Here is a 19,113-nt window from a genome sequence, read left to right as displayed (position 1 = left end):
ACTGACACAAGCGTGTCAAGATTGACGCCATGAAGCTTCAGAACCCGTTCACTGCCATCTGCTCAGATGCGGATGCGGCGGTGCTGTTCGTGCTCGGCCGGGCGCCGGTGGAGCTCACCGCCCAGCAGGTTCACCGTCTCGTGGCGGGGCCGTCGCTGTCCAGCGTGCGCCGTAGTTTGGAACGGCTCGCCCGGACTGGGGTGGTTCATGAGCGGGTGCTGGGGCAGGCGAGGGGGTACTCGCTGAATCAACAACACCTGCTTGCTGGCCCGATCCAGGAAATCGCTCACTCGACCGAGGAGCTGTACTCCCGCATCGCGCAGTCCCTAGACGCTTGGCCAGTGAGCGTGGCGGGGTGCGTACTTTTCGGCTCGGCGGCTCGCGGCGAGATGGGGGATTCCAGCGACATTGATTTGCTCATTTTGGTGGACAGCGAATCGGCGGCGGTGCAGGCGGAAAACGGAGCGTACGAGCTATCCCGGCAGGTAGAAGCCTGGACAGGGGTGCCCGCCAATGTTGTCGTCTGGACGCGTAACCAGGAAAACCCGGGCGCGATCCTTGAGAACATAGCGGGCGAGGGCAAAACCATTTATGGTGATCCGCAAGAAGTTCGGGGGATTCTGAGGGGGATTCGTGGCACCACGAGCGGGCAAGGGGAAGACCGCGCAAGCTAACAACGCTGTCTTGCGCAAGCGGATGCTCCGCGTAGAAGAGCATCTGGAGTTGGCGCAGTTCGCCGAAGGCGAGTTCGGAGCGAACGCTGTGATCTCGAGCTACATCAACGCAGCGATCGGTGCTGGGGACGTGATCTGCGGAGCGCTGACTGGTGAATACAACCGTTCCGCTGATCACCTCGAGGCGGTGCGGATGCTCGAGTTGGCTGGAGAAAAAGACGCAGCGAAGGCGCTCAACACGGTGCTGCAAAACAAAACGGTGGCGAACTACAGCGACGTTGGGCTCAGCGACGTTCAGGTCAAACAGACGTCGCGGCTAGCGGCGAAGCTCGTCGATAGGGCGAGGCAGCTCGCCCCGTAGGCGCCTGCCCGCGCCTACTCCGCGTCCGTATAAAACCCGTCGCCGAACGGGTCGCGGATGCGATCCACCAGGTCCGCCACGGAATCCACCACCGCGGTGGGGCGGAACGGGTACTTGGCTATCTCCGCGTCGTCGGCGATGCCCGATCTCACGAGCACGGTGCGCATACCCGCCTCGAGGCCGGCCTTGACGTCGGTGTCCATGCGGTCGCCGATCATCACCGTGTTCTCCGAGTGCGCGCCGATGTTGTTCAGCGCCGAGCGCATCATCACTGGGTTGGGTTTGCCCACGTAATAGGGGCTCATCCCGGTCACGGCGGTGATCATGGCGGCCACGGACCCGGTCGCCGGCACCACGCCCGCGGGCCCCGGGCCGGTCAGATCCGGGTTGGTGGCGATGAACCGCGAGCCGTTCCGAATCAAGTTCGACGCGGTGGTCAGCGCCTCAAACGAGTAGGTGCGCGTCTCGCCCAGCACGACAAAGTCGGGGTCCGCGTCGGTGAGGATCCAGCCGATTTCGTGCAGCGCCGTCGTTAAGCCCGCTTCCCCGATGACGTACGCGGACGCCGCGCCCGCCTGCTGCGACAAAAACCTCGCGGTGGCGGTGGCGGAGGTCCAGATGCGCTCCGGCTCGATGTCCAGGCCCATGCGCATCAGCTTCGCGGACAGGTCGCGCGGGGTCTGAATCGAGTTGTTGGTCAGCACCATAAAATCGATGTCTTCGCTGCGCAGCGCTCCGATGAACTCCTTGGCGCCGGGAATGATCTCGCCCTCGCGGTGCAGCACGCCATCCATGTCGGTCAGATACGAAATCACTGGTGCTCCTCCACATAGTAGGCGAGGTCTTGGGCGGTGGTGCATTGGGCGTAGACGTGCTCGTCGATAGGCACTGCGAACTCCTCCTCGATGCGAACCGCGAGCTCAATGCGGCTTAACGACGAAACCCCGCTCCCGTCCAACCTCGTACCGGGCTCAATTTCGACGCCGGAGACGTCCTCCACGAGCTCCACGATGCGCGCGAACGTGCCCCGCGCCTCCGCCTGCTCTTGGGCGTCCGTGTCGTCGGCGAGGTCGAGGTTGCTCAGGTTCAACCGCTGCGAAAGTTCCATGCCGTTATGATAAGCGCATGCAACGCTTCGCACTTCCGGCCGTGGTCGTCGTCGCCGCCGGCCTGCTCGCGCCCGCCGCCTCCGCCGCGATGGCCGACGAGTACACGCCCCACTTCGATCCGGCGCCGCGGCATGCGGCTGTGAAGCCGGGGGACGGGTATTCGGAGACCATCGAATACGAGCTTCTCGGTGTGCCGGAGGGGACGAAGTGGAAGCAGACCGGCGAGGACACGCTGCGGAAGAAGGCGCAGCTGTTCAACGGGGAAACCGAATTTGTGGACAAGCCGCTCGGCGTCAGGCTGAACAACTACACCAGGGAAACACCCCCGCAGCCCGGCGAAAACGTCATCGACTTTTCGGTCCGCGTTTTGTTCCCGGACGGGTCGAATGAGCTGTATTCGCAGAAGGTCACGCTGACCTCCGACGACGCGTTCTACTACAACCCGCTTTACGACGCCCGCGTCACCGCCAACCCCGGCCAGACCGTGACCTTGACGCCGGAGAACCAATACCAGCTGGATCTGCCGACGAACGCTCGTTGGAAGGTCACCGGCGGCGAGGGGTGGGACTGGAGCGTCGACCAGAAGACGGGCACCATCACCGCGACGGTGCCGACCGACTCCTACAGCGACGCAAACTTCGAGGTAGTCACTACGTTCGCGGATGGGTCGGAGCGCAAGACTTGGACCAGCATCGACAACTCTGGTGTCGGTGTGGAGCTGCCGGAGCCCCCGGCGCCGGAGACAGAGCCGGACGCGCCGGCGCCGGCGCCGGATTCGGGTGGGTCGTCCACGGCGCAGAAGCTGGCGCTCGTGTTCGGCATTTTGGCCCTTATCGGTGGTGGCCTGGCCTTCGCATGGCCGCAGCTGCAGCAGTTCCTGCCCAAGATGTAGGGGCCCCGGGCTCTCCCGGGGCCATCCCCGGGAATTTGTTCACTCGCGGGCTGCTAGCTGGTGAACAAACCCCTCATCTTCGCGGTGGTTTGTTCATTTTGCCCAGGTCGGATGATCGAAAGGGGAGGGTTGATTCATCGCGTAGTGAACAAATCCAGGCGTGCCGGTAGACGAGGACGCGCGGCCCAGACGCATCGCGGCGGAATCTGTCAGTCTGGCCCCATCGGCCCAGGTCGGCACAAAGGGCCGCCGTAATCTGTCAGGAATCCACCCAAGCCCCGCCCAAAACCACCCCAAAAAGGCACACGAAAAGGGGCGTTCCGCTACCGGGAACGCCCCTCCGTCGCTAGGCAGAAGGCCCTAACTCAAGCTACTCAGCGGCGTTCTCGTCGCCCTCGTCCTCGCCGTCGGTCTTGGCGGCGGTGGCGGTCGGGTCGTCGATCTTCAGGTCCTTCGCTGCCTGGGCGGCGACGGAACGGTCGATCTTGCCCTCGTTGGCCAGGCCGAGCAGGGCGGCGACGACCATGGACTCGGCGTCGATGTTGAAGAAGCGGCGGGCGCCCTCGCGGGTGTCGGCGAAGCCGAAGCCGTCGGCGCCGAGCACGATGTACTGGCCCGGGACGTAGGCGCGGATCTGCTCCTGCAGGTCGGAAGCGAAGTCCGAGGTCGCGATGTACGGACCGGAGGTCTGCTTCAGCTGCTTGGTTGCGAAGGCTTCCTCGACATCTTCGCCCGGGTTGAGCAGCTGCTCGGTGGCCTTGGCCTGGCCCTCGCGGGCGAGCTCGGTCCAGGAGGTCACGGAGTAGATCGCGGCGCCGACGTTGTACTGCTCCTGCAGGATCTCCTGCGCACGCAGCGCCTGCTGCATGCCCACGCCGGAGGCGAGCAGGGAGACCTTGTTGTCCAGGTCCTTGCCCTCGTCGTAGAGGTAGATGCCCTTGTGCAGGCCCTCCACGTCCAGGTTCTCCGGGCGTGCCGGCTGGTGGTGCGGCTGGTTGTAGACGGTGATGTAGTACATCACGTTCTCGTCCTTGCCGGCGCCCTGGCCGTACATGCGCTCGATGCCCTTGGAGATGATGTACGGCATCTCGTAGGCGAACGCAGGGTCGTACGAGACAATGGCCGGGTTGGTGGACGCCAGGATCGGGGAGTGGCCGTCCATGTGCTGCAGGCCCTCACCGAACAGGGTGGTGCGGCCGGCGGTGGCGCCGATGATGAAGCCGCGGCCCATCTGGTCGCCGGCGGCCCAGAAGTTGTCGCCGGTGCGCTGGAAGCCGAACATCGAGTAGAAGATGTACATCGGGATCATCGGCTCGCCGTGGGTGGCGTAGGACGTCGCCGCGGCGATGAAGGAGGCCGACGAGCCGTCCTCGTTGATGCCCTCGTGCAGGATCTGGCCGTCGGTGGCTTCCTTGTAGGACAGCTGCAGGTCGTGGTCCACCGGCACGTAGTTCTGGCCGTTCGGGTTGTAGATGCCCAGGGTGGGGAACCAGGAGTCCAGGCCGAAGGTGCGGGCCTCGTCCGGGATGATCGGGACGACGCGCTTGCCCAGCTCCTTGTCGCGCATGAGCGCCTTGAAGGTGCGCACGAGCGCCATGGTGGAGGCGACTTCCTGCTTGCCGGAGTCCTTGAACAGTGCCTTGAAGGTCTTTTCAAACTCGGGCAGTTCCAGCGGGGTGTACTTCTCGCGGCGCTCCGGCAGGTAGCCGCCGAGCTCCTCGCGGCGGGCCTTGAGGTATTTGATTTCCTCGGCGTCCTCGCCCGGGTGGTAGTACGGCGGCAGGTACGGGTCCTTCTCCAGCTCTTCGTCGGAGATGGGGATCTGCTGCTTGTCGCGGAAGAGCTTGAGGTCTTCCAGCGTCAGCTTCTTCATCTGGTGGGTGGCGTTGCGGCCCTCGAAGTTGTGGCCGAGGCCGTAGCCCTTGACGGTGTGGGCGAGGATGACGGTCGGCTTGCCCTTGGTCTCCAGCGCGCGCTTGTAGGCGGCGTAGACCTTGCGGTAGTCGTGGCCGCCGCGGCGCAGGTTCCACAGCTCCTCGTCGGTCATGTTCTCGACGAGCTTCTTGGTGCGCTCGTCGCGGCCGAAGAAGTGCTCGCGGACGTAGGCGCCGTCGTTGGCCTTGAAGGTCTGGTAGTCGCCGTCCTTGGTGGTGTTCATGATGTGGACGAGTGCGCCGTCCTCATCCTTTTCCAGCAGCTCGTCCCACTCGCGGCCCCACACGACCTTGATCACGTTCCAGCCGGCGCCGACGAAGAAGCTCTCCAGCTCCTGGACGATCTGGCCGTTGCCGCGCACTGGGCCGTCGAGGCGCTGCAGGTTGCAGTTGATCACGAAGGTGAGGTTGTCCAGGCCGTACAGGGAGGCCATCTGGATCAGGCCGCGGGATTCCGGCTCGTCCATCTCGCCGTCGCCGAGGAATGCCCAGACGTGCTGCTGGTCAGTGTCCTTGATGCCGCGGTCCTGCAGGTACTTGTTAAACCGTGCCTGGTAGATCGCGTTCATCGGGCCCAGGCCCATGGACACGGTGGGGAACTCCCAGAAGTTCGGCATGCCGTGCGGGTGCGGGTAGGACGGCAGGCCGCCCTGCTTGCGGGAGTGCTCCTGGCGGAAGCCGTCCATGTCGTCTTCGCTCAGGCGGCCTTCCATGAAGGCGCGGGCGTACATGCCGGGGGAGGCGTGGCCCTGGAAGAACACCTGGTCGCCGCCCTGCGGTGCGTCCTTGCCCTTGAAGAAGTGGTTGAAGCCGACCTCGTACAGCGCCGCTGCGGAGGCGTAGGTGGAGATGTGGCCGCCGACCTTGATGCCGGGGCGCTGCGCGCGGTGCACCATCACTGCGGCGTTCCAGCGCATCCAGCGGCGGTAGCGCTTCTCAATCTGCTCGTCGCCCGGGAATTCCGGCTCGAGCTTGGTGGGGATGGTGTTGACCAGGTCGGTCGAGGACAGCGCCGGCAGCGGCACGCGCTTGGCGTTTGCACGCTCGATCAGGCGCAGCATGAGGTAGCGGGCGCGCTCCGGATCGGATTCCTCCAGCAGACCGTCGAGGGAGTCCATCCATTCCTGGGTTTCCTCCGGGTCTGCGTCGTGCAGGTAGGACGCTACGCCTTCGCGCAGCGAGAGAATGTTGGTGTCAACTTCGGACGCGTTCTTCACGCGAGCGTCTTCCATCTTGGTCTCTTTCTGGGCCACTTCAACCTCCTGGCTTCAGTCGGGCAATACGTCCCCGAGTTTACGTGTTCGTGCGCGCGCTTTCTTACAGCGGGTGATCTTTGGTGAGACTAATCACGGGTTTCCAAGCATTCTTTGCTTCTCGACGTTAAGCTATCGCCCAAACCACACCATTTTGATACTTGGAGGACATGGAGATTTGAGTGCCACAGGAGTGGACACCTACGCATCCCGCCTGGGGGTAAAACCGGGTGATGTTGTGCAGGAGATCGGCTGGGACGAGGACGCGGATTCCGCCATCTCGGAGGCCATCGAGGATGCCATCGGGGCCGAGCTTCTCGACGAAGACGCCGACGAACCCTGCGACACCATCCTCCTCTGGTTCCGCGACGGCGACGGCGACCTCGTCGACGATCTCGTCGACGTCTCCCGCGGCCTCGGCCCCGGCGGCCGCATCTGGCTGATGACCCCCGGCGCCGGCTCCGCCTCTACCGGGGGTGTCCCGCCCAGCGAGATCGCCGAGTCTGCCCAGCTCGCCGGCTTCATCCAGACGAAGGCGGACCGCTTCGGCGCCTGGCAGGGCTCCTGCCTCACGCCCCGCAACCGCTAGTCGGCCGGGTTTTGTGCAGGTTTTTCGCAGTTCCCGCCCCGGTTTTTCGTTCCGTGCGCGGGCTCTGCTACTCTTCTTGCTACGCGCGCCGTTAGCTCAGCTGGAAGAGCAACTGGTTTACACCCAGTAGGTCGGCGGTTCGAGCCCGTCATGGCGCACCAGGTCAAGGCCCCTTTCCAAGAAATTGGGAAGGGGCCTTTCCGCCTTCCGTGGCTACATTTTGGCGCCCGTGTGGCTTCGCTTCATCCTTTTCCGGTTTACATCCCTGTCAGCATGCCTAGGTGGAAAGGGTGCGGTGGATAACCAGAGTACAAGTGTTAAGTGCCTACGAGAATGCGCTGAATTTTGGTAGCGGGCCAGCGCATTGTTACGCGGAGTTCACTACCCCTGTGGGTCGATTAAACATCGATTGGCGGAGGTTAGTGATTCATGTGCTTCTGATTCAGTGGGAAGATCGACCGTGGGATAATTGATTCACTCAATCACTATTGGACGGATAAGTAGTGCGGACTCACTCCGCATTGTTACGGTTCCAATAATGCGTTTTGTGCTTTCGTAGAGGGCGCAATTTTCGGGTCGTGGGGTATTTGAGAAGCCTTCGCCGGTTACCGTTCGTCCAATCATTCCTGCGAACTCGTTTAATGCTTGCTCATCGGATGGCAGTCGTTTAGCCTCTCGGCGCCCTGGTTGTAAGTCATACAAGCCGTTGATCAGATATCGAGCGTTCGATGCGGAGGACGGGTAAGAGTTTGGCCACTCCCTGCTTGCTGGGATGAGTCGTTTGCGTGCAGTGAGGTTATCGATGGATCCAAGCAAGTAGACTCGCGGTCCGGTGTAATGGAAAACCCTCAGAGTTGCAGGGATCTTAACTACTCCTCCGAACACATAAAACTGTTGCGAATTGGACCCAATGTCGCGGTGAAACCCTTTCAAAACTTCGTCCGGTACTTGAAGAATGGGAAACGCCGATGCAGTGATCCGCGCTTTGGGGATTACAACTAACTCACCTGCCCGTGCCTGAGAGAGTCGTTTAGCTTTTTGGTCTTTTAATTGAGCTATTTTTCTTACACTCGAAAAGTCGACCGCATCATATTGCGTTTTAACTATGTCTGTTTTGGAACTGGTGCTTGAAAAATCCGTGGGGATGCTTTTCCGAAGCTTAGGCTTGAGCGAAAGAGAGCTCGAAGTGTTGTTTTGGGACTCGCGCACTAACGGAGATAAATCTCCAAATTGTTCCTCGAACGCTCGATGAGAGAAGTAATAGCTCATTAGGGGATATCGATGGAGTCAGGTTGGTCGGAATAGTGGTAAGGAACCTCAGCGTCCAGGAATTTTATCATTTTTTCGACTTCGGCTTCCTCTAGCGACTTAACCGCGGTGGGAAGAGAAAAGAGGAAGCTACTCAGAGTAAGTCGTTGTCCTACATCAGGACGGTTAAAAGCATGATCTCGCATTTCAGCCATATAATCAGCGACGATGCTCGCGAGAAACTCGTGTTCTCCCTCTTTCCATAGGGCGCTTAGCAGGGTTCCGATTGCCTCACCTGGGTGGAAAGCGGCGTTGATATTCTCGTCCGGCGCTTGTCGCCAAAGGGTTTGAAGCACTTCTGCCCTCACTAAACTTCCGAGGAGCAAACCCGCCCCAAGCGACGAAAGTACGTTATTCATTGCCATAGTGGCGCTCCTAGTTAGTTTCTCCTGCTGTTTATCGAAACTAGCTGATCTCAATAAAGGTGGAGCATTGAAAGGCGGAAAATACTAGAGCGATCGGCTCTCGATGGCGGCGAGGACGCCCAGTTCGAACGCCGGGGAGTTGCCATCGAACTCCACGTCTGCGACGTCCCATTCGGAGAACTGAACCCGGGCAGAGCCGGTGGCGGAGGTGGGGGAGTCGGGGATGATGGAGAGGTCGAGAAGAGAACGGTCGAGGGCGGCGCAGGCGCGACCTGCACGTATCGCCAACGAGTCGCGGTCTGACAGGGCGAAGAGGGGCTGCCCTTGGGGGTCGGTGAGAAGCGACAAGGTTGCGAAGGGGCGGTTGGCAAAGGCGACCGCGTGATCGAAGGCGGCGTCTTCGATGTCGGCCGGTTCGACGCCCGGGGCGGGGACGACGCCGGTTTGAGCAAGCGTGCGGAGGACGAAATCGAGCGACATCAAAACCCCTTCAGAGACCATGCGACAGAGCTAGCGTTCTTGTTCTTTATCGTATGCCTTGGCCCACGGGTTGGCGCGGGAGGAACCGTAGCGCTGGCGGGAGCGAGTAGGAGCCGCAGTCGGGGTCTTAGCGGCCGGGGCCTGGGCGACCGGTTCGGGGTCGGGGCTGCTGCCGGACACAGTGTCGTCGTTAAGCAGTTGCTTCTGTTCCTCGGCGAAGCGGCGCCGCTCGCGGGAGTCGGAGTAGAGGAAGTAGATCAGGCCGGCGGGGGCGGCGAGGCCGAACAGGATCCACTGCAGCCCGTAGGAGAGGTGGTTGCCCGTTTCGAGCTGCGGCAGTGGGATCGGGTCGAGCACGCCCGGCTCGCCGCCGAGGAGCTGCAGGTACGGCGAGACCACATCGGTCCCGGTCAGCGAGCCGACCTGCGCGGGGCTGATGGAGTAGACCATGTCGTAGCCCTGCTCGTGCATGGGCGGGTTGGGATGCTCGCCTTCGTCGGCGCGCAGCAGGCCGGTGATGGTGACCTCGCCGGTCGGCGCCGGTTCCACGGCGGGCACCTGGGTGGAGTTTTCGGCCTTCACCCAGCCGCGGTGGACCACGATCACGCGCCCGTCATCCAGGGCAAACGGGGTGAGGACCTGGAAGGCGGGGGTGCCGTCGACGGGCCGCAGGCGCAGCAGCACGTCGTCGCCGGTGTAGTGGCCGGTGGCGACCACGCGGGACCACTCGGCGTCCGCCCCCAGGGAACCGTCGGCGCCCACGCGAGACGACAGCGGCTCCGGGTCGTGCTCGAAGGCGGCGGAGATGTGCTCGTTGCGCTCCACCAGCGCCTCGTTTTTGCCCAGCTGCCACGGCGCCAGGAATGTAAACGCGTAGTAGGAGAACACACCGATCAACAGCGCCGCGATGACCCAGCCGGGGGTAAGAACCTGCCGCCACCACGGCTTGGACGATTGATTGTTGGCGCTCACGCCGGGTCAGTCTAGTCGCTTGCGCACCCAAGCAATAATGCCGTCAGCTGCGGACTCGATCTGCTCGCGCACCACCGCAAAGCCCTCCGGCCCGCCGTAGTAGGGGTCGGCCACGCCGGCGCCTTCCTCAGCAGCGGGGTCGAACGAACGGATGAGGCGCACCTTGTCCTCGTCCACGCCACGCGCGACGAGTTCGGAGACGTGGTTCGTGTCCAGCGCGACGATGAGGTCCGCCTGTTCCTGCTCGAACCCGAACTGTTGCGCGCGGTGCGCCTCGCCGTCGTAGCCGTGGGCGGCCAGCTCCGCGCGCGCCCGCTCGTCGGCCTTGTGCCCGACGTGCCAGCCGCCGATGCCTGACGACGTCACCGTGACCGCGTCCGCAAGCCCCTCCTGCGCCAATTTCTCCCGGACGATCACCTCCGCCATGGGCGAGCGGCAGATGTTGCCGGTGCACACGAAGTCGATATGCAATTTAGAACTCACGGATGATCCTTTCTAGCTCGTCGGCGTCGCGCGCCACGTAGTCCGCCAACTCCCACTCTTCGGCAGCGCCGTAGCCCCAGGTCATGGCCACGCTCGGGATGCCAAACGCTTTGGCTCCCTCGAAGTCGTGCAGCCGGTCGCCGACCATCAGCGGGCGCTCGGGCGCGGCCTGATCCAGCACGTGCCGGATCACGTCGACTTTCTTCGCGCGCTTCCCGTCATTGGACGCGGCGCCCAAAAAGTCAATGTGTTCCAAAAACCCCGCGCGCTCTAGGGCGGCGCGTGCGAAGCGCTCGCTTTTCGACGTCGCCGTGCACACGCGGTAACCCTCACCCGCCAACCGCTCTAACAGGTCAGCCATTCCCGGGTAGACCTCGAAGCGCTGCCACCCCTCGCCGGACATGTAGTCGGAGTAGGCGCGCATGGCGGTTTCAACCTGCGCGGCAGACATGCCGAGCGAGCGCATCGTCTCCGGCATGGGCGGGCCTGGGATGCGGCGGATGAAGTCCTCGTCGGGCACGTCCCACCCCACGGCCTCGAGGCCTACGAGGAAGCCGTGCCTGATGCCGGGGAAGGAGTCGATCAGCGTGCCGTCGACGTCGAAAAGCAATGTGGCGTTCACACATACCCACTGTTCCAAATTTGTAGGCTGGCTGCCATGACAGACGTAATAGTGCAGACAGTTGTTGACGCGCTCGAGGCGGCCTACCCGCCCGCGCTTGCCGAGAGCTGGGACCAGGTGGGCCTGATCTGCGGCGACCCGGATGCGAAGGTGACCAAGGTGGCGTTCGCGCTGGACTGCACCCAGGAGGTGGCCGAGCGCGCCGTCGCCGCGGGCGCCCAGCTGCTGGTCGTGCACCACCCGCTGCTGCTTCGCGGCGTGCACTCGGTGGCGGCGAACACGCCGAAGGGCAAGGTCATCCACACCCTGCTGGCCGGCGGCTGCGCGCTGTTTGCCGCGCACACCAACGCGGATTCGGCCCGCCCGGGGGTGTCCGACAAGTTGGCGGAGCTAGTCGGTATCACGCCGGGCCGCCCGATCAAGCCGGTGCTCCTCGACGCCACCGATCGCTGGGGTGTGCACGTCCCGCCGGCAGCCGCCGCGGACCTGAAGCGCGCACTGTTCAGCGCCGGCGCCGGCGCGATCGGGGACTACCGCGAGTGCGCCTTCTCCTTCGAGGGCACCGGCGAGTTCACCCCGGTCGAGGGCGCGAACCCCACAGACGGAGCCGTGGGCACGCACTACACGGGCGACGAGATCCGCGTCGAGTTTGTGGCGAGGGCGAGGGACCGCCGGAGGATCGTCGAGAAGCTGCGCGAAGCGCACCCCTACGAAGAACCCGCGTTCGACGTGGTGCAGATGGCCGACACCCAGGACCTAGAGAAAGCGACCGGCCTGGGGCGCATCGGCGAACTCCCCGAACCGATGACGCTGCGCGAGTTCACCCAGCAGGTCGCCAACGCGCTGCCCGAGACCGCGTGGGGCGTGCGCGCCGCCGGCGACCCGGACCAAATCGTGCAGAAAGTCGCGGTCTCCTCTGGCTCCGGCGACAGCTTCCTCGCAGATGTGGCGAAGCTCGGCGTGGACGTCTACGTCACCTCCGACCTGCGCCACCACCCCGTGGACGAGCACCTGCGCGCAGGCGGGCCCGCCGTGATCGACACCGCCCACTGGGCCAGCGAGTTTCCCTGGACCCAGCAGGCGGAGAGTATCGTGGCTCCGTTAAGCGTGGACACCGAGATCCTGCACATCCGCACGGACCCGTGGACCATCTCCGCGCACCCCGAGTAAGGAGAAACGATGCACCTTTCCAAAGACCTGCAGCCCGTCCTCCTGCAGCTCGCGCAGGCAGACGCCGCGTCCTCGCAGCCGCGCGTGCGCCCCGAGGAGCAGGAGTTGCAGAAGCTTATCGACGAGCGCAAGCGCCTCACCGACGCCTCCGCCGCAGCCCAACTCGCAGTCGACGACATGGAGCTGGAAATCCTGCGCATCCAGGAGGACGAGCGCAAGCTGAAGAAGCGCGAGCTGGACGACAAGCGCCAGCTGTCCGCCGAGACCGACCCGGAGCGCCGCAAGGATCTCGAGCACGACCGCTACGCCGCGAAGTCGCGCATCGCCGACCTGCTCTCCGAGCTGAAGGAGGCGCACAACGAGATCGCCGCGCTGCGCAACAACCGCGACGTCCACGCCGCCCGCGTCGACGAGGCCAACCGCAAGGTCGAGGCCGCCCAGCGCGCCGTGGACGCCCTGCCGTCCGAGGAGGTCGTTGACGTCGAAGCCCTGCGTGCGCAGTTGCCCGCCGAGGTATTGACGGCCTACGACGAGATTGGCGCCGCCAAGTTCAACGGCCGCGCCTGCGGCGGCTGCTTCATCCAGCTGCCGCCTGCCGAGCGCGCCGAGGTGCTCGCCGAGCCGGAAGACGAGCTGCCCACCTGCCCGAACTGCGGCACGCTGCTGGTGCGGGTTTCTCCGGCGGAGTAGCTGATGCAGGTATCCATGTACTGCGACGGCGGCTCCCGGGGGAACCCGGGTGTGGCCGGATCCGGCTCCGTGGTCTACGACTCTTCCGGGGAGACCCTGGGCGAGATCGCCTACGTCGTGGGCAAAAAGTCCACCAATAACGTCGCCGAATACTACGGCCTGATCCGCGGCCTGGAGGCCTGCCGTGAGGTCGGGGCGACGGTGGTGGACGTGTTCATGGACTCCAAGCTGGTTGTCGAGCAAATGACCGGTCGCTGGAAAATCAAGCACCCCGATATGCAGAAGCTGGCGCGGGAGGCCCGCGATTTGGCCTCCTCGTTTGAGAAGGTCACCTACACCTGGGTCCCCCGCGCGAAGAACAAAAAGGCCGACGAGCTGTCCAACGTGGCCATGGACGCCGCCGCCCGCGGCGACAAACCCGGCATCGTCAAAGGCACTGGCGTGTGGGTGGGGGAGAAGGCCGGGGAACCGGAGGGCGTCGAGAAGCCCTCGCACCAGACCGCGAGCCCCGCGCACTGGGCCGGCGAGGGTGCCCCGCGCACCCGGTTCATCCTGTTGCGGCACGGGCAGACCCAGCACTCGGCCGAGCAGCGCTTCTCCGGCACGTCCGATCCGGAGCTGACCGACACTGGCCGCGACCAGGCGCGCCGGGCCGCCGACGCGCTGCGGGGGTTCGGACGCATCGACGCCATCGTCGCCTCGCCGCAGGCCCGCGCGCAGGGCACCGCCCGCATCGCCGCCGGGGCGCTCGGGCTCGACGTGGTTGTGGAGGAGGGGCTGCGCGAGATCGACTTCGGCGACTTCGAGGGGCTCACCCGCGACGAGGCCGTGGCGCGGGATTCGTCGGCGTTTGAGCAGTGGCAGTCCTCCCCGAACAACGCGCCCCCGGGCGGCGAGTCGCTGACCGCGCTGCACCGCCGGGTCACGCGCACGCGGTCGAAGCTGCAGGAACGTTACGAGGGGAAGACCGTGCTGGTGGTCACGCACATGACGCCGGTGAAGTCGTTCGTCCGCCAGGCCCTCGGCGCCGGGCCGGAGCTGTTCAAGCACCTTTTCCTCGACCTGGCCAGCATCAGCGTCGTGGACTACTACGGCGACTTCGGCGTGGTGCGCTGCGTCAACGACGTCGCGCACCACCGCGGGTAGGTTTCGGGGCTAGATGCTTACCCCAGGATGCTTACTCCTCGAGTGGCCGCGAGAAATGCTCGGCAACGCTCTCGAGGGATAAGCATCCTTGGGTAAGCATCCTCGCACGATGCCCGACAGTTCCGTTCCAACCGGCGGAAAGCGTATGCTGTACCTCGCGAATGAGCCGGCCGGGCGGCCGCGGCACCGCGAACCACCGTTGAACGGGAAGGCGCGGGTCGAGGAAAGTCCGGACTCCACAGGGCACGGTGGTTGCTAACAGCAACCCGGAGCGATCCGCGGGAAAGTGCAACAGAAAGTAGACCGCCTCGGCAACGAGGTCAGGGTGAAAGGGTGCGGTAAGAGCGCACCGGCATCTGCGGTGACGTAGTTGGCCAGGTAAACCCCACCGGGAGCAAGGCAAGAGCCCCCGCCGCAAGGCGGAGGTCGTCGGATGTAGGCTGCCCGCCCAGTCCGAAGGTAGCTGCTTGAGGCGCCCAGCGATGGGTGGTCCAGATGGATGGTCGCCGCCCCGCAAGGGGAACAGAATCCGGCTCACAGGCCGACTCATTCGCCCTTTTCGTGGCACGATGGCTTCCTATGAAGCTCTACGCCGCGCCCCTGAACTTCCGCTCGATTGCGCGCGAATTCGACGTGCGCACCTCATTCGCGCCGGAGCTCCACACCGAAGCCGCCGAGCTCGAAGACCGCTTTTCGCATTTGCGTATCGACGCCCGCTCCGTGCCCCTGGTCACCATCGATCCCGTCGGGTCGAAGGACCTGGACCAGGCAGTGCACATCGAGGCCCGCGACGGCGGCGGTTACGTGGTGCGCTACGCCATCGCGGATGTGGCTGCGTTCGTGGAGCCGGATTCTGCGGTGGCGAAGGAGTCGCTGGAGCGCGGCCAGACCATCTACTTGCCAGACGAGCCCGCGCGCCTGCACCCGGAGGAGCTGTCGGAGGGCTCTGCCTCGTTGCTTCCCGACGTGGACCGGCCCGCCGTGCTGTGGACGTTTGAGCTCGACGAGCGCGGCGAGGTCGACTCGGCGCACGTGGAGCGCGCGCTGGTGCGCTCCGTGGCGCGGCTGGACTACGAGGGCGTGCACGAAGACATGCAGGCAGGGTCGGTGCACCCGTCGATTGCGCTGTTGGAGGAGGTCGGTCAGCTGCGGCAGCAGTCTTCGCTGCGTAGGCACGCGATCAACCTGCGCCTGCCGTCGGTGCGTGTGGTCGGCGACGGCGACACATTCGAGCTGGTCATCGAGCCGCGCCACCCGGTCATGGACTACAACTCGGAGATCTCGCTGCTCACCGGCATGGTGGCCGGGCGGATGATGGTCGACGCCGGGGTGGGCTTCCTGCGCACGTTGGGTCCGGCGGATGAGGGTGGCGAGGCGGAGTTCCGTCGAGAAGCACGCAACTTGGGCTACGAGGTCGCCGGCGACATCGGCGAGTTTTTGGCCGGCGTGGACGCCGACACCCCGCGCGGGATGGCGGTGATGCGGGAGGCGCAGAAACTGCTGCGCGGGTCCGGCTACGTGGACCTGTCCGAGAAGCAGGCGGAGGTGCACGCCGGCATCGGCGGGTTCTACTCGCACGTCACCGCGCCCTTGCGGCGGCTGATCGACCGCTACGCCACCGAAGTCTGCCTCGCCATCTGCGCAGGTGAGGACGTGCCGGAGTGGGTAGAGCGCGACGCCCCGCGCGTGATGAAGACGATGGGTCGGTCCTCCCAGCTCGCCAACACCGTGGAGAAGGCGTGCCTGCACTTGACGGAGGCGACGGTGCTCGAGCCGTGGGTGGGCCACAACTTCGACGGCGTGACCTTAAAGAGCGGGGAGGACGCTGCTCGCGTGTTCATCGTGGACCCGCCGGTGCTCGCGCCGTCCGCGGGCGCGCCCGAGGAAGGCGAGGAGACGAAGTTCTCCCTCGTGCGGGCGGACCCGGCGGCGCGAGAGGTCGGCTTCGCCTGGCCCGCGGACTAAGGGGCGGAGAGGCCTACCCCTCGAGGCGGGCGGGTTCGCCGGCGGCGACCTCCACCACCTCGAACTCGCGCGCCATCGCGGCCGCGAACGCGTCCGCCTCCTGCACCGGCACGAACGCGATCACGGCGTCGGAGGTGCCGATTGCGGCGGGGCGGGCGGCGACGGCGCCGCGCTCGCGGGCCAGGGCGACCAGGGCGTCGGGGGAGGCCAGGCCGTGGGACTCGGAAGGTGAGTTGAGCAGGGTTAACAGCTCGTTGGCGCGGCGCGAGCGCAGGGCCTTCGCCGCGGCGAGGGAGCGCAGCGTCTCCGATTCGCAGAACTGTACCCAGCGCCGCGCCGCCTCCGGCTCCGGTGCGGCGGTGTCACCGGCGGCGCGACGTGCCTCGACCCATTGGACGGCGCGGCCGGGGGCGTCGGGAAGCTGGCGCAGCGAGGACACGCCGAAGTTGGAGCAGGCGGCGTCGATGAACTCGCGTCGCTCGGCGATCGCCTCGCGTGACTGCGTAAACGGTGCGCCGAGCTCCTTCGACACGGAGAACACGCGCACGCCGTGGCGCGAGGGGTGCGGTGCCTGGGTCAGCGAGCCGTCGGCGTAATCCACCACCGACACCCCGTCGGCCCCGCGCAGCGCCACCGAGTGGCGGGCGCGCAGCACCGGCTGCGAGGAATAGGTGGCCACGGCGTGCGAGCAGATCTCTGCAAGCCGGGCCCGGAACGGGGCAGTGTCCACGTCGTCGTGAGAACCTGCCAGCGCCAGCGCAATCGCGGCGTCGGCGGCGTACAAAGCGCCCAGGCCTGCGCCGACCGGCACGTCCGACTCCACGGTGATGTCCATGCCAGCGGTGTCGCGGGAGAGCACCTGGCGCTGCACCAGCGTGTGCACCAGCCCCCACCAGCGGCGGGCGAGGCCGTGGGCGGGTTGGTCGTCGTAAGGCAATTGCGCCGAGAATTCCTGGCCGAGCGGGCCGTTAGCCGCAATAGAGATCACGCCGTCCGAACGAGGGCTTACCGACGCGGCCGCGCGCAGCGACGCGGTGCCGGCCAGGGTCACGCCGCCGAAGTGGTCGACGTTTTCACCGATGAGCACCCACGTGCCCGGCGCGGATGCGACACGCCCAGACGCTGCACGGACGCGCTCCACAGGGGACTTGGAGGGGGTTTCAAACAATGCCATGTCACGCTCCTTTTAACCGCCACCACACTACCAACCGCCCCGGTACAGTCGGACGGGTAAACAAACCACGAAAGGAACGAAACAATGGCAGACGAGCAGTTCTACTACAACCCCTCCACCGGCGAGGTCACCCAGGGCAAGGAGGCCGCCTGGGATAACCGCATGGGCCCCTACGCCACCCGCGAGGAGGCCGAGTCCGCGCTGCAGATCGCCGCGCAGCGCAACAAGAGCGCCGACAACCAGGACGAGGCGGACGACAACTGGGGCGAGGCCCCGTCCTGGGAGAAGTAGCCCGGGTAAGCCCTACGGCTTGATCTTCTTAAACGCCTTGCGCACCTCGCGCACGGCCTCGTCGTAGCCGCTCAAGGCCTGCTCCCCGCGGTCGAGTTCGCGCTGGTAGAGCATGCCGTAGCTGAAGGTGTCCTCGCCGCGTTCGCGGGCCTCCTCGGCAAGCCGCTGGATGCGGTCGCGCGAGGTCACGGCGTCCTGGAAATCGCCCAGCTTGGACTGCAGCGCCTTGCACGCCTTCGCCAGCCGCCCCGCCTTCAACCCCGCATCGGCCGCGGCGTTAGCGGAGTAGCGCAGTTTCTTCGCAGCCTTGCGCACGTCGTGGACGTAGTCTTCGCGCTCGTGCAGCGGCAGGTCGGTGTCGTGGTAGTGCTCGTCCACCTTGTCGTGGCGCTTCTTCAGTTTCTTGTAGCCGCGCTTCAAGTGGTCGTAGAGGACCTCCTTCGACTCTGCCGGGGGTTCTTCAGAAGCCTCTTGCTTTGCGACGGGCGGCTCAGCCAACAACCCGTCAATCGCGTCCAGCAGATCCATGAACCGCTGCGAGTCGAGCATGGCCACGATCTCGGCGTGGGCCTCGTTGTAGTCGCGGCGCATGTCGCCGGCGATGTGTGCGCGGGCGGCGTCGTCCACCAGCCCGGACTCGTCCGAATCCAGAAGCTCCAGGAAACGCTCTTCGACAACCTCGGCGTCGCGGGCCACGCCCAACACGCCAGCGGCGTGCTTGAGCTCGTCTTCAAGCGCGCCGAGCTGCTCGCCCTCGAGGATGCCCTCGAACGTCTCCAGCAGGGAGCGCATCTCGCGGGTGGCCACGCGCAGCTGGTGCACCGAGTCGTACTCGTCGGCGCGCACGCGCGGCTCCCAGGAAACGATGGCGTCGCGCTGCTTGCGCAGGGAATCCACCACTGCCGCCGCCGGGGAGTCCGCCTCAAGCTCCGCCTGCATGTGCGGCGGCAGGGGAGCGGTCTTCACCGAATCGCCCAGCGCGGTGGCCAGCTTCGACGGAGAGGACGACTTGCGCGCGCCCGCCGAGATCAAAAAGCTCGTGCCCTGGTTAATCAGCGTCTCGCCCGCCTCGGTGCCGGCGAGCGCCTCGGCCAGCTCGAGCTCCCACTCGCGCCAGTTGGTGCGCTCGCCACCGGGAAGCAGCGACCAGGCGGTGACGTGGTCGTCGCAAAACTCCGCGACAGCGCCTTCGGCGCCGGAAAGCAAAATTTCAACCCGACGGTTGTCCACCTGCGCCACCGGCGCCAGCTCCTCGGTGCGCACGATCGACCGCACCTGGGCCAGAAGTTCCTCGGGCACGGCCGATGGATCGTCGAGAGGCATCCGCACCTCGTTGCGCCCGCCCTCCTTGGGCAGCTTGAGGTGCCAGCCGTCATCTGCGCCGCCGGTGCGGCGGCGCAGCGTGATCTTGGAACGCGTCAGGCGCAGATCCTTGGTGTCGTAGTACACGGCGGAGAGGTTGTGCTCGCGCATGCTGGCGATTTCCTCCACGCCGGGCAGTTGCGTCAGGTCCGGCATGCCGGTGTCCTCGTCCACGGCGAGTTTGATTTCCACCTCGAGGAACTGCTCGGGTGCTTGTGCAGCCATGATCGTTGTCCTCCTTCAATGGTTTGTTGCCCCCAAGCTTAGCCTGCC

At 65.3% G+C, this 19,113-nt stretch carries 20 protein-coding genes, 1 tRNA gene and 1 other RNA gene; 11 read left to right on the top strand and 11 right to left on the bottom strand.

Going from position 1 to position 19,113, the window contains the following annotated elements; all coding sequences use genetic code 11:
• Positions 1-29 precede the first annotated feature (29 nt).
• A complete protein-coding gene (locus MHY23_RS05210; protein WP_239306685.1) occupies positions 30-674 on the top strand; it encodes a nucleotidyltransferase domain-containing protein in 645 nt (214 codons plus the stop codon).
• Complete coding sequence (locus tag MHY23_RS05205) at positions 634-1,035, top strand: hypothetical protein (RefSeq protein WP_239306702.1); 402 nt, start codon at positions 634-636, stop codon at positions 1,033-1,035. The genes MHY23_RS05210 and MHY23_RS05205 overlap by 41 nt, the downstream gene beginning before the upstream one ends.
• A 14-nt stretch (positions 1,036-1,049) precedes the next feature.
• Here MHY23_RS05205 and MHY23_RS05200 read toward each other — a convergent pair whose 3' ends face one another.
• Together MHY23_RS05200 and MHY23_RS05195 are read right to left on the bottom strand one after the other, a co-directional pair.
• Positions 1,050-1,850, bottom strand: a complete 801-nt coding sequence (locus MHY23_RS05200) for an HAD-IIA family hydrolase (RefSeq protein ID WP_239306684.1) — start codon at positions 1,848-1,850, stop codon at positions 1,050-1,052.
• Positions 1,847-2,143 carry an acyl carrier protein gene (locus MHY23_RS05195; protein WP_239306683.1) on the bottom strand — a complete coding sequence of 99 codons (297 nt, stop codon included), beginning with the start codon at positions 2,141-2,143 and terminating at the stop codon, positions 1,847-1,849. The genes MHY23_RS05200 and MHY23_RS05195 overlap by 4 nt, the downstream gene beginning before the upstream one ends.
• A gap of 17 nt (positions 2,144-2,160) precedes the next feature.
• On the opposite strand from MHY23_RS05195, the gene MHY23_RS05190 reads away from it, so the two are divergent.
• The gene (locus MHY23_RS05190; protein WP_239306682.1) at positions 2,161-3,036 is read left to right on the top strand and encodes a YPDG domain-containing protein; all 876 of its coding nucleotides are present in this window, start codon (positions 2,161-2,163) and stop codon (positions 3,034-3,036) included.
• Positions 3,037-3,406: 370 nt separating this feature from the next.
• On the opposite strand, the gene aceE is transcribed toward MHY23_RS05190, so the two are convergent.
• On the bottom strand, positions 3,407-6,202 hold the full coding sequence (aceE, locus tag MHY23_RS05185) for a pyruvate dehydrogenase (acetyl-transferring), homodimeric type (RefSeq protein ID WP_239306701.1): 2,796 nt from the start codon (positions 6,200-6,202) through the stop codon (positions 3,407-3,409).
• 199 nt (positions 6,203-6,401) lie between these two features.
• On the opposite strand from aceE, the gene MHY23_RS05180 reads away from it, so the two are divergent.
• Together MHY23_RS05180 and MHY23_RS05175 are read left to right on the top strand one after the other, a co-directional pair.
• The gene (locus MHY23_RS05180) at positions 6,402-6,812 is read left to right on the top strand and encodes a DUF3052 domain-containing protein (protein ID WP_239306681.1); all 411 of its coding nucleotides are present in this window, start codon (positions 6,402-6,404) and stop codon (positions 6,810-6,812) included.
• 85 nt (positions 6,813-6,897) lie between these two features.
• Positions 6,898-6,973: transfer RNA gene (locus tag MHY23_RS05175), tRNA-Val, on the top strand.
• Between the two features lie 313 nt (positions 6,974-7,286).
• Here MHY23_RS05175 and MHY23_RS05170 read toward each other — a convergent pair.
• From MHY23_RS05170 to MHY23_RS05145, 6 genes are all read right to left on the bottom strand, one after another.
• Positions 7,287-8,081, bottom strand: coding sequence for a hypothetical protein (locus MHY23_RS05170; RefSeq protein ID WP_239306680.1), 795 nt, complete (start codon positions 8,079-8,081; stop codon positions 7,287-7,289).
• On the bottom strand, positions 8,081-8,485 hold the full coding sequence (locus tag MHY23_RS05165; protein ID WP_239306679.1) for a hypothetical protein: 405 nt from the start codon (positions 8,483-8,485) through the stop codon (positions 8,081-8,083). The genes MHY23_RS05170 and MHY23_RS05165 overlap by 1 nt, the downstream gene beginning before the upstream one ends.
• Positions 8,486-8,569: 84 nt before the next feature.
• Positions 8,570-8,965, bottom strand: coding sequence for a hypothetical protein (locus MHY23_RS05160; RefSeq protein ID WP_239306678.1), 396 nt, complete (start codon positions 8,963-8,965; stop codon positions 8,570-8,572).
• A 30-nt stretch (positions 8,966-8,995) separates the two neighbouring features.
• Positions 8,996-9,937, bottom strand: coding sequence for an SURF1 family protein (locus MHY23_RS05155; protein WP_239306677.1), 942 nt, complete (start codon positions 9,935-9,937; stop codon positions 8,996-8,998).
• A gap of 6 nt (positions 9,938-9,943) precedes the next feature.
• Positions 9,944-10,420, bottom strand: a complete 477-nt coding sequence (locus tag MHY23_RS05150; RefSeq protein ID WP_239306676.1) for a low molecular weight protein-tyrosine-phosphatase — start codon at positions 10,418-10,420, stop codon at positions 9,944-9,946.
• Positions 10,410-11,042: an HAD-IA family hydrolase gene (locus MHY23_RS05145; RefSeq protein ID WP_239306675.1), complete on the bottom strand. Its 633-nt coding sequence runs from the start codon at positions 11,040-11,042 to the stop codon at positions 10,410-10,412. Before MHY23_RS05145 ends, MHY23_RS05150 begins: the two co-directional genes overlap by 11 nt.
• A gap of 36 nt (positions 11,043-11,078) precedes the next feature.
• Between MHY23_RS05145 and MHY23_RS05140 the strand changes: the two genes are divergently transcribed.
• The 5 genes from MHY23_RS05140 (at position 11,079) to MHY23_RS05120 (ending at position 16,013) form a co-directional block, all read left to right on the top strand.
• A complete protein-coding gene (locus MHY23_RS05140) occupies positions 11,079-12,212 on the top strand; it encodes a Nif3-like dinuclear metal center hexameric protein (protein WP_239306674.1) in 1,134 nt (377 codons plus the stop codon).
• A gap of 9 nt (positions 12,213-12,221) precedes the next feature.
• The gene (locus MHY23_RS05135) at positions 12,222-12,902 is read left to right on the top strand and encodes a zinc ribbon domain-containing protein (protein ID WP_239306673.1); all 681 of its coding nucleotides are present in this window, start codon (positions 12,222-12,224) and stop codon (positions 12,900-12,902) included.
• Positions 12,903-12,905: 3 nt separating this feature from the next.
• The gene (locus tag MHY23_RS05130; protein WP_239306672.1) at positions 12,906-14,048 is read left to right on the top strand and encodes a bifunctional RNase H/acid phosphatase; all 1,143 of its coding nucleotides are present in this window, start codon (positions 12,906-12,908) and stop codon (positions 14,046-14,048) included.
• Positions 14,049-14,210: 162 nt separating this feature from the next.
• Positions 14,211-14,601, top strand: an RNA gene (rnpB, locus tag MHY23_RS05125) — RNase P RNA component class A.
• 26 nt (positions 14,602-14,627) lie between these two features.
• Positions 14,628-16,013, top strand: a complete 1,386-nt coding sequence (locus MHY23_RS05120) for an RNB domain-containing ribonuclease (RefSeq protein WP_239306671.1) — start codon at positions 14,628-14,630, stop codon at positions 16,011-16,013.
• A 13-nt stretch (positions 16,014-16,026) separates the two neighbouring features.
• Here the strand turns inward: MHY23_RS05120 and MHY23_RS05115 are convergent, their stop codons facing one another.
• Entirely contained in the window at positions 16,027-17,187 is a 1,161-nt protein-coding gene (locus MHY23_RS05115; RefSeq protein WP_239306670.1) for a galactokinase family protein, read from the bottom strand.
• 84 nt (positions 17,188-17,271) lie between these two features.
• Between MHY23_RS05115 and MHY23_RS05110 the strand changes: the two genes are divergently transcribed.
• The gene (locus tag MHY23_RS05110; RefSeq protein ID WP_181888791.1) at positions 17,272-17,478 is read left to right on the top strand and encodes a hypothetical protein; all 207 of its coding nucleotides are present in this window, start codon (positions 17,272-17,274) and stop codon (positions 17,476-17,478) included.
• Positions 17,479-17,490: 12 nt separating this feature from the next.
• Here MHY23_RS05110 and MHY23_RS05105 read toward each other — a convergent pair whose 3' ends face one another.
• Positions 17,491-19,065, bottom strand: coding sequence for a CYTH and CHAD domain-containing protein (locus MHY23_RS05105; RefSeq protein WP_239306669.1), 1,575 nt, complete (start codon positions 19,063-19,065; stop codon positions 17,491-17,493).
• Positions 19,066-19,113 lie beyond the last annotated feature (48 nt).

It is taken from the genome of Corynebacterium sp. ACRQP (genome assembly GCF_022345915.1).
Classification (GTDB): domain Bacteria; phylum Actinomycetota; class Actinomycetes; order Mycobacteriales; family Mycobacteriaceae; genus Corynebacterium; species Corynebacterium lehmanniae.
Note: the sequence above shows the minus strand (reverse complement) of the source record. Positions and strands in the feature narration are given on the sequence as shown.

Excerpts from the sequence above, each read along its gene's own strand:
- MHY23_RS05210 (WP_239306685.1), top strand. The coding sequence starts at position 30 with ATGAAGCTTCAGAACCCGTTCACTGCCATCTGCTCAGATGCGGATGCG.
- MHY23_RS05195 (WP_239306683.1), bottom strand. The coding sequence starts at position 2,143 with ATGGAACTTTCGCAGCGGTTGAACCTGAGCAACCTCGACCTCGCCGAC.
- MHY23_RS05190 (WP_239306682.1), top strand. The coding sequence starts at position 2,161 with ATGCAACGCTTCGCACTTCCGGCCGTGGTCGTCGTCGCCGCCGGCCTG.
- aceE (WP_239306701.1), bottom strand. The coding sequence starts at position 6,202 with ATGGAAGACGCTCGCGTGAAGAACGCGTCCGAAGTTGACACCAACATT.
- MHY23_RS05170 (WP_239306680.1), bottom strand. The coding sequence starts at position 8,081 with ATGAGCTATTACTTCTCTCATCGAGCGTTCGAGGAACAATTTGGAGAT.
- MHY23_RS05165 (WP_239306679.1), bottom strand. The coding sequence starts at position 8,485 with ATGGCAATGAATAACGTACTTTCGTCGCTTGGGGCGGGTTTGCTCCTC.
- MHY23_RS05160 (WP_239306678.1), bottom strand. The coding sequence starts at position 8,965 with ATGTCGCTCGATTTCGTCCTCCGCACGCTTGCTCAAACCGGCGTCGTC.
- MHY23_RS05140 (WP_239306674.1), top strand. The coding sequence starts at position 11,079 with ATGACAGACGTAATAGTGCAGACAGTTGTTGACGCGCTCGAGGCGGCC.
- MHY23_RS05135 (WP_239306673.1), top strand. The coding sequence starts at position 12,222 with ATGCACCTTTCCAAAGACCTGCAGCCCGTCCTCCTGCAGCTCGCGCAG.
- MHY23_RS05130 (WP_239306672.1), top strand. The coding sequence starts at position 12,906 with ATGCAGGTATCCATGTACTGCGACGGCGGCTCCCGGGGGAACCCGGGT.
- MHY23_RS05120 (WP_239306671.1), top strand. The coding sequence starts at position 14,628 with ATGAAGCTCTACGCCGCGCCCCTGAACTTCCGCTCGATTGCGCGCGAA.
- MHY23_RS05115 (WP_239306670.1), bottom strand. The coding sequence starts at position 17,187 with ATGGCATTGTTTGAAACCCCCTCCAAGTCCCCTGTGGAGCGCGTCCGT.
- MHY23_RS05110 (WP_181888791.1), top strand. The coding sequence starts at position 17,272 with ATGGCAGACGAGCAGTTCTACTACAACCCCTCCACCGGCGAGGTCACC.
- MHY23_RS05105 (WP_239306669.1), bottom strand. The coding sequence starts at position 19,065 with ATGGCTGCACAAGCACCCGAGCAGTTCCTCGAGGTGGAAATCAAACTC.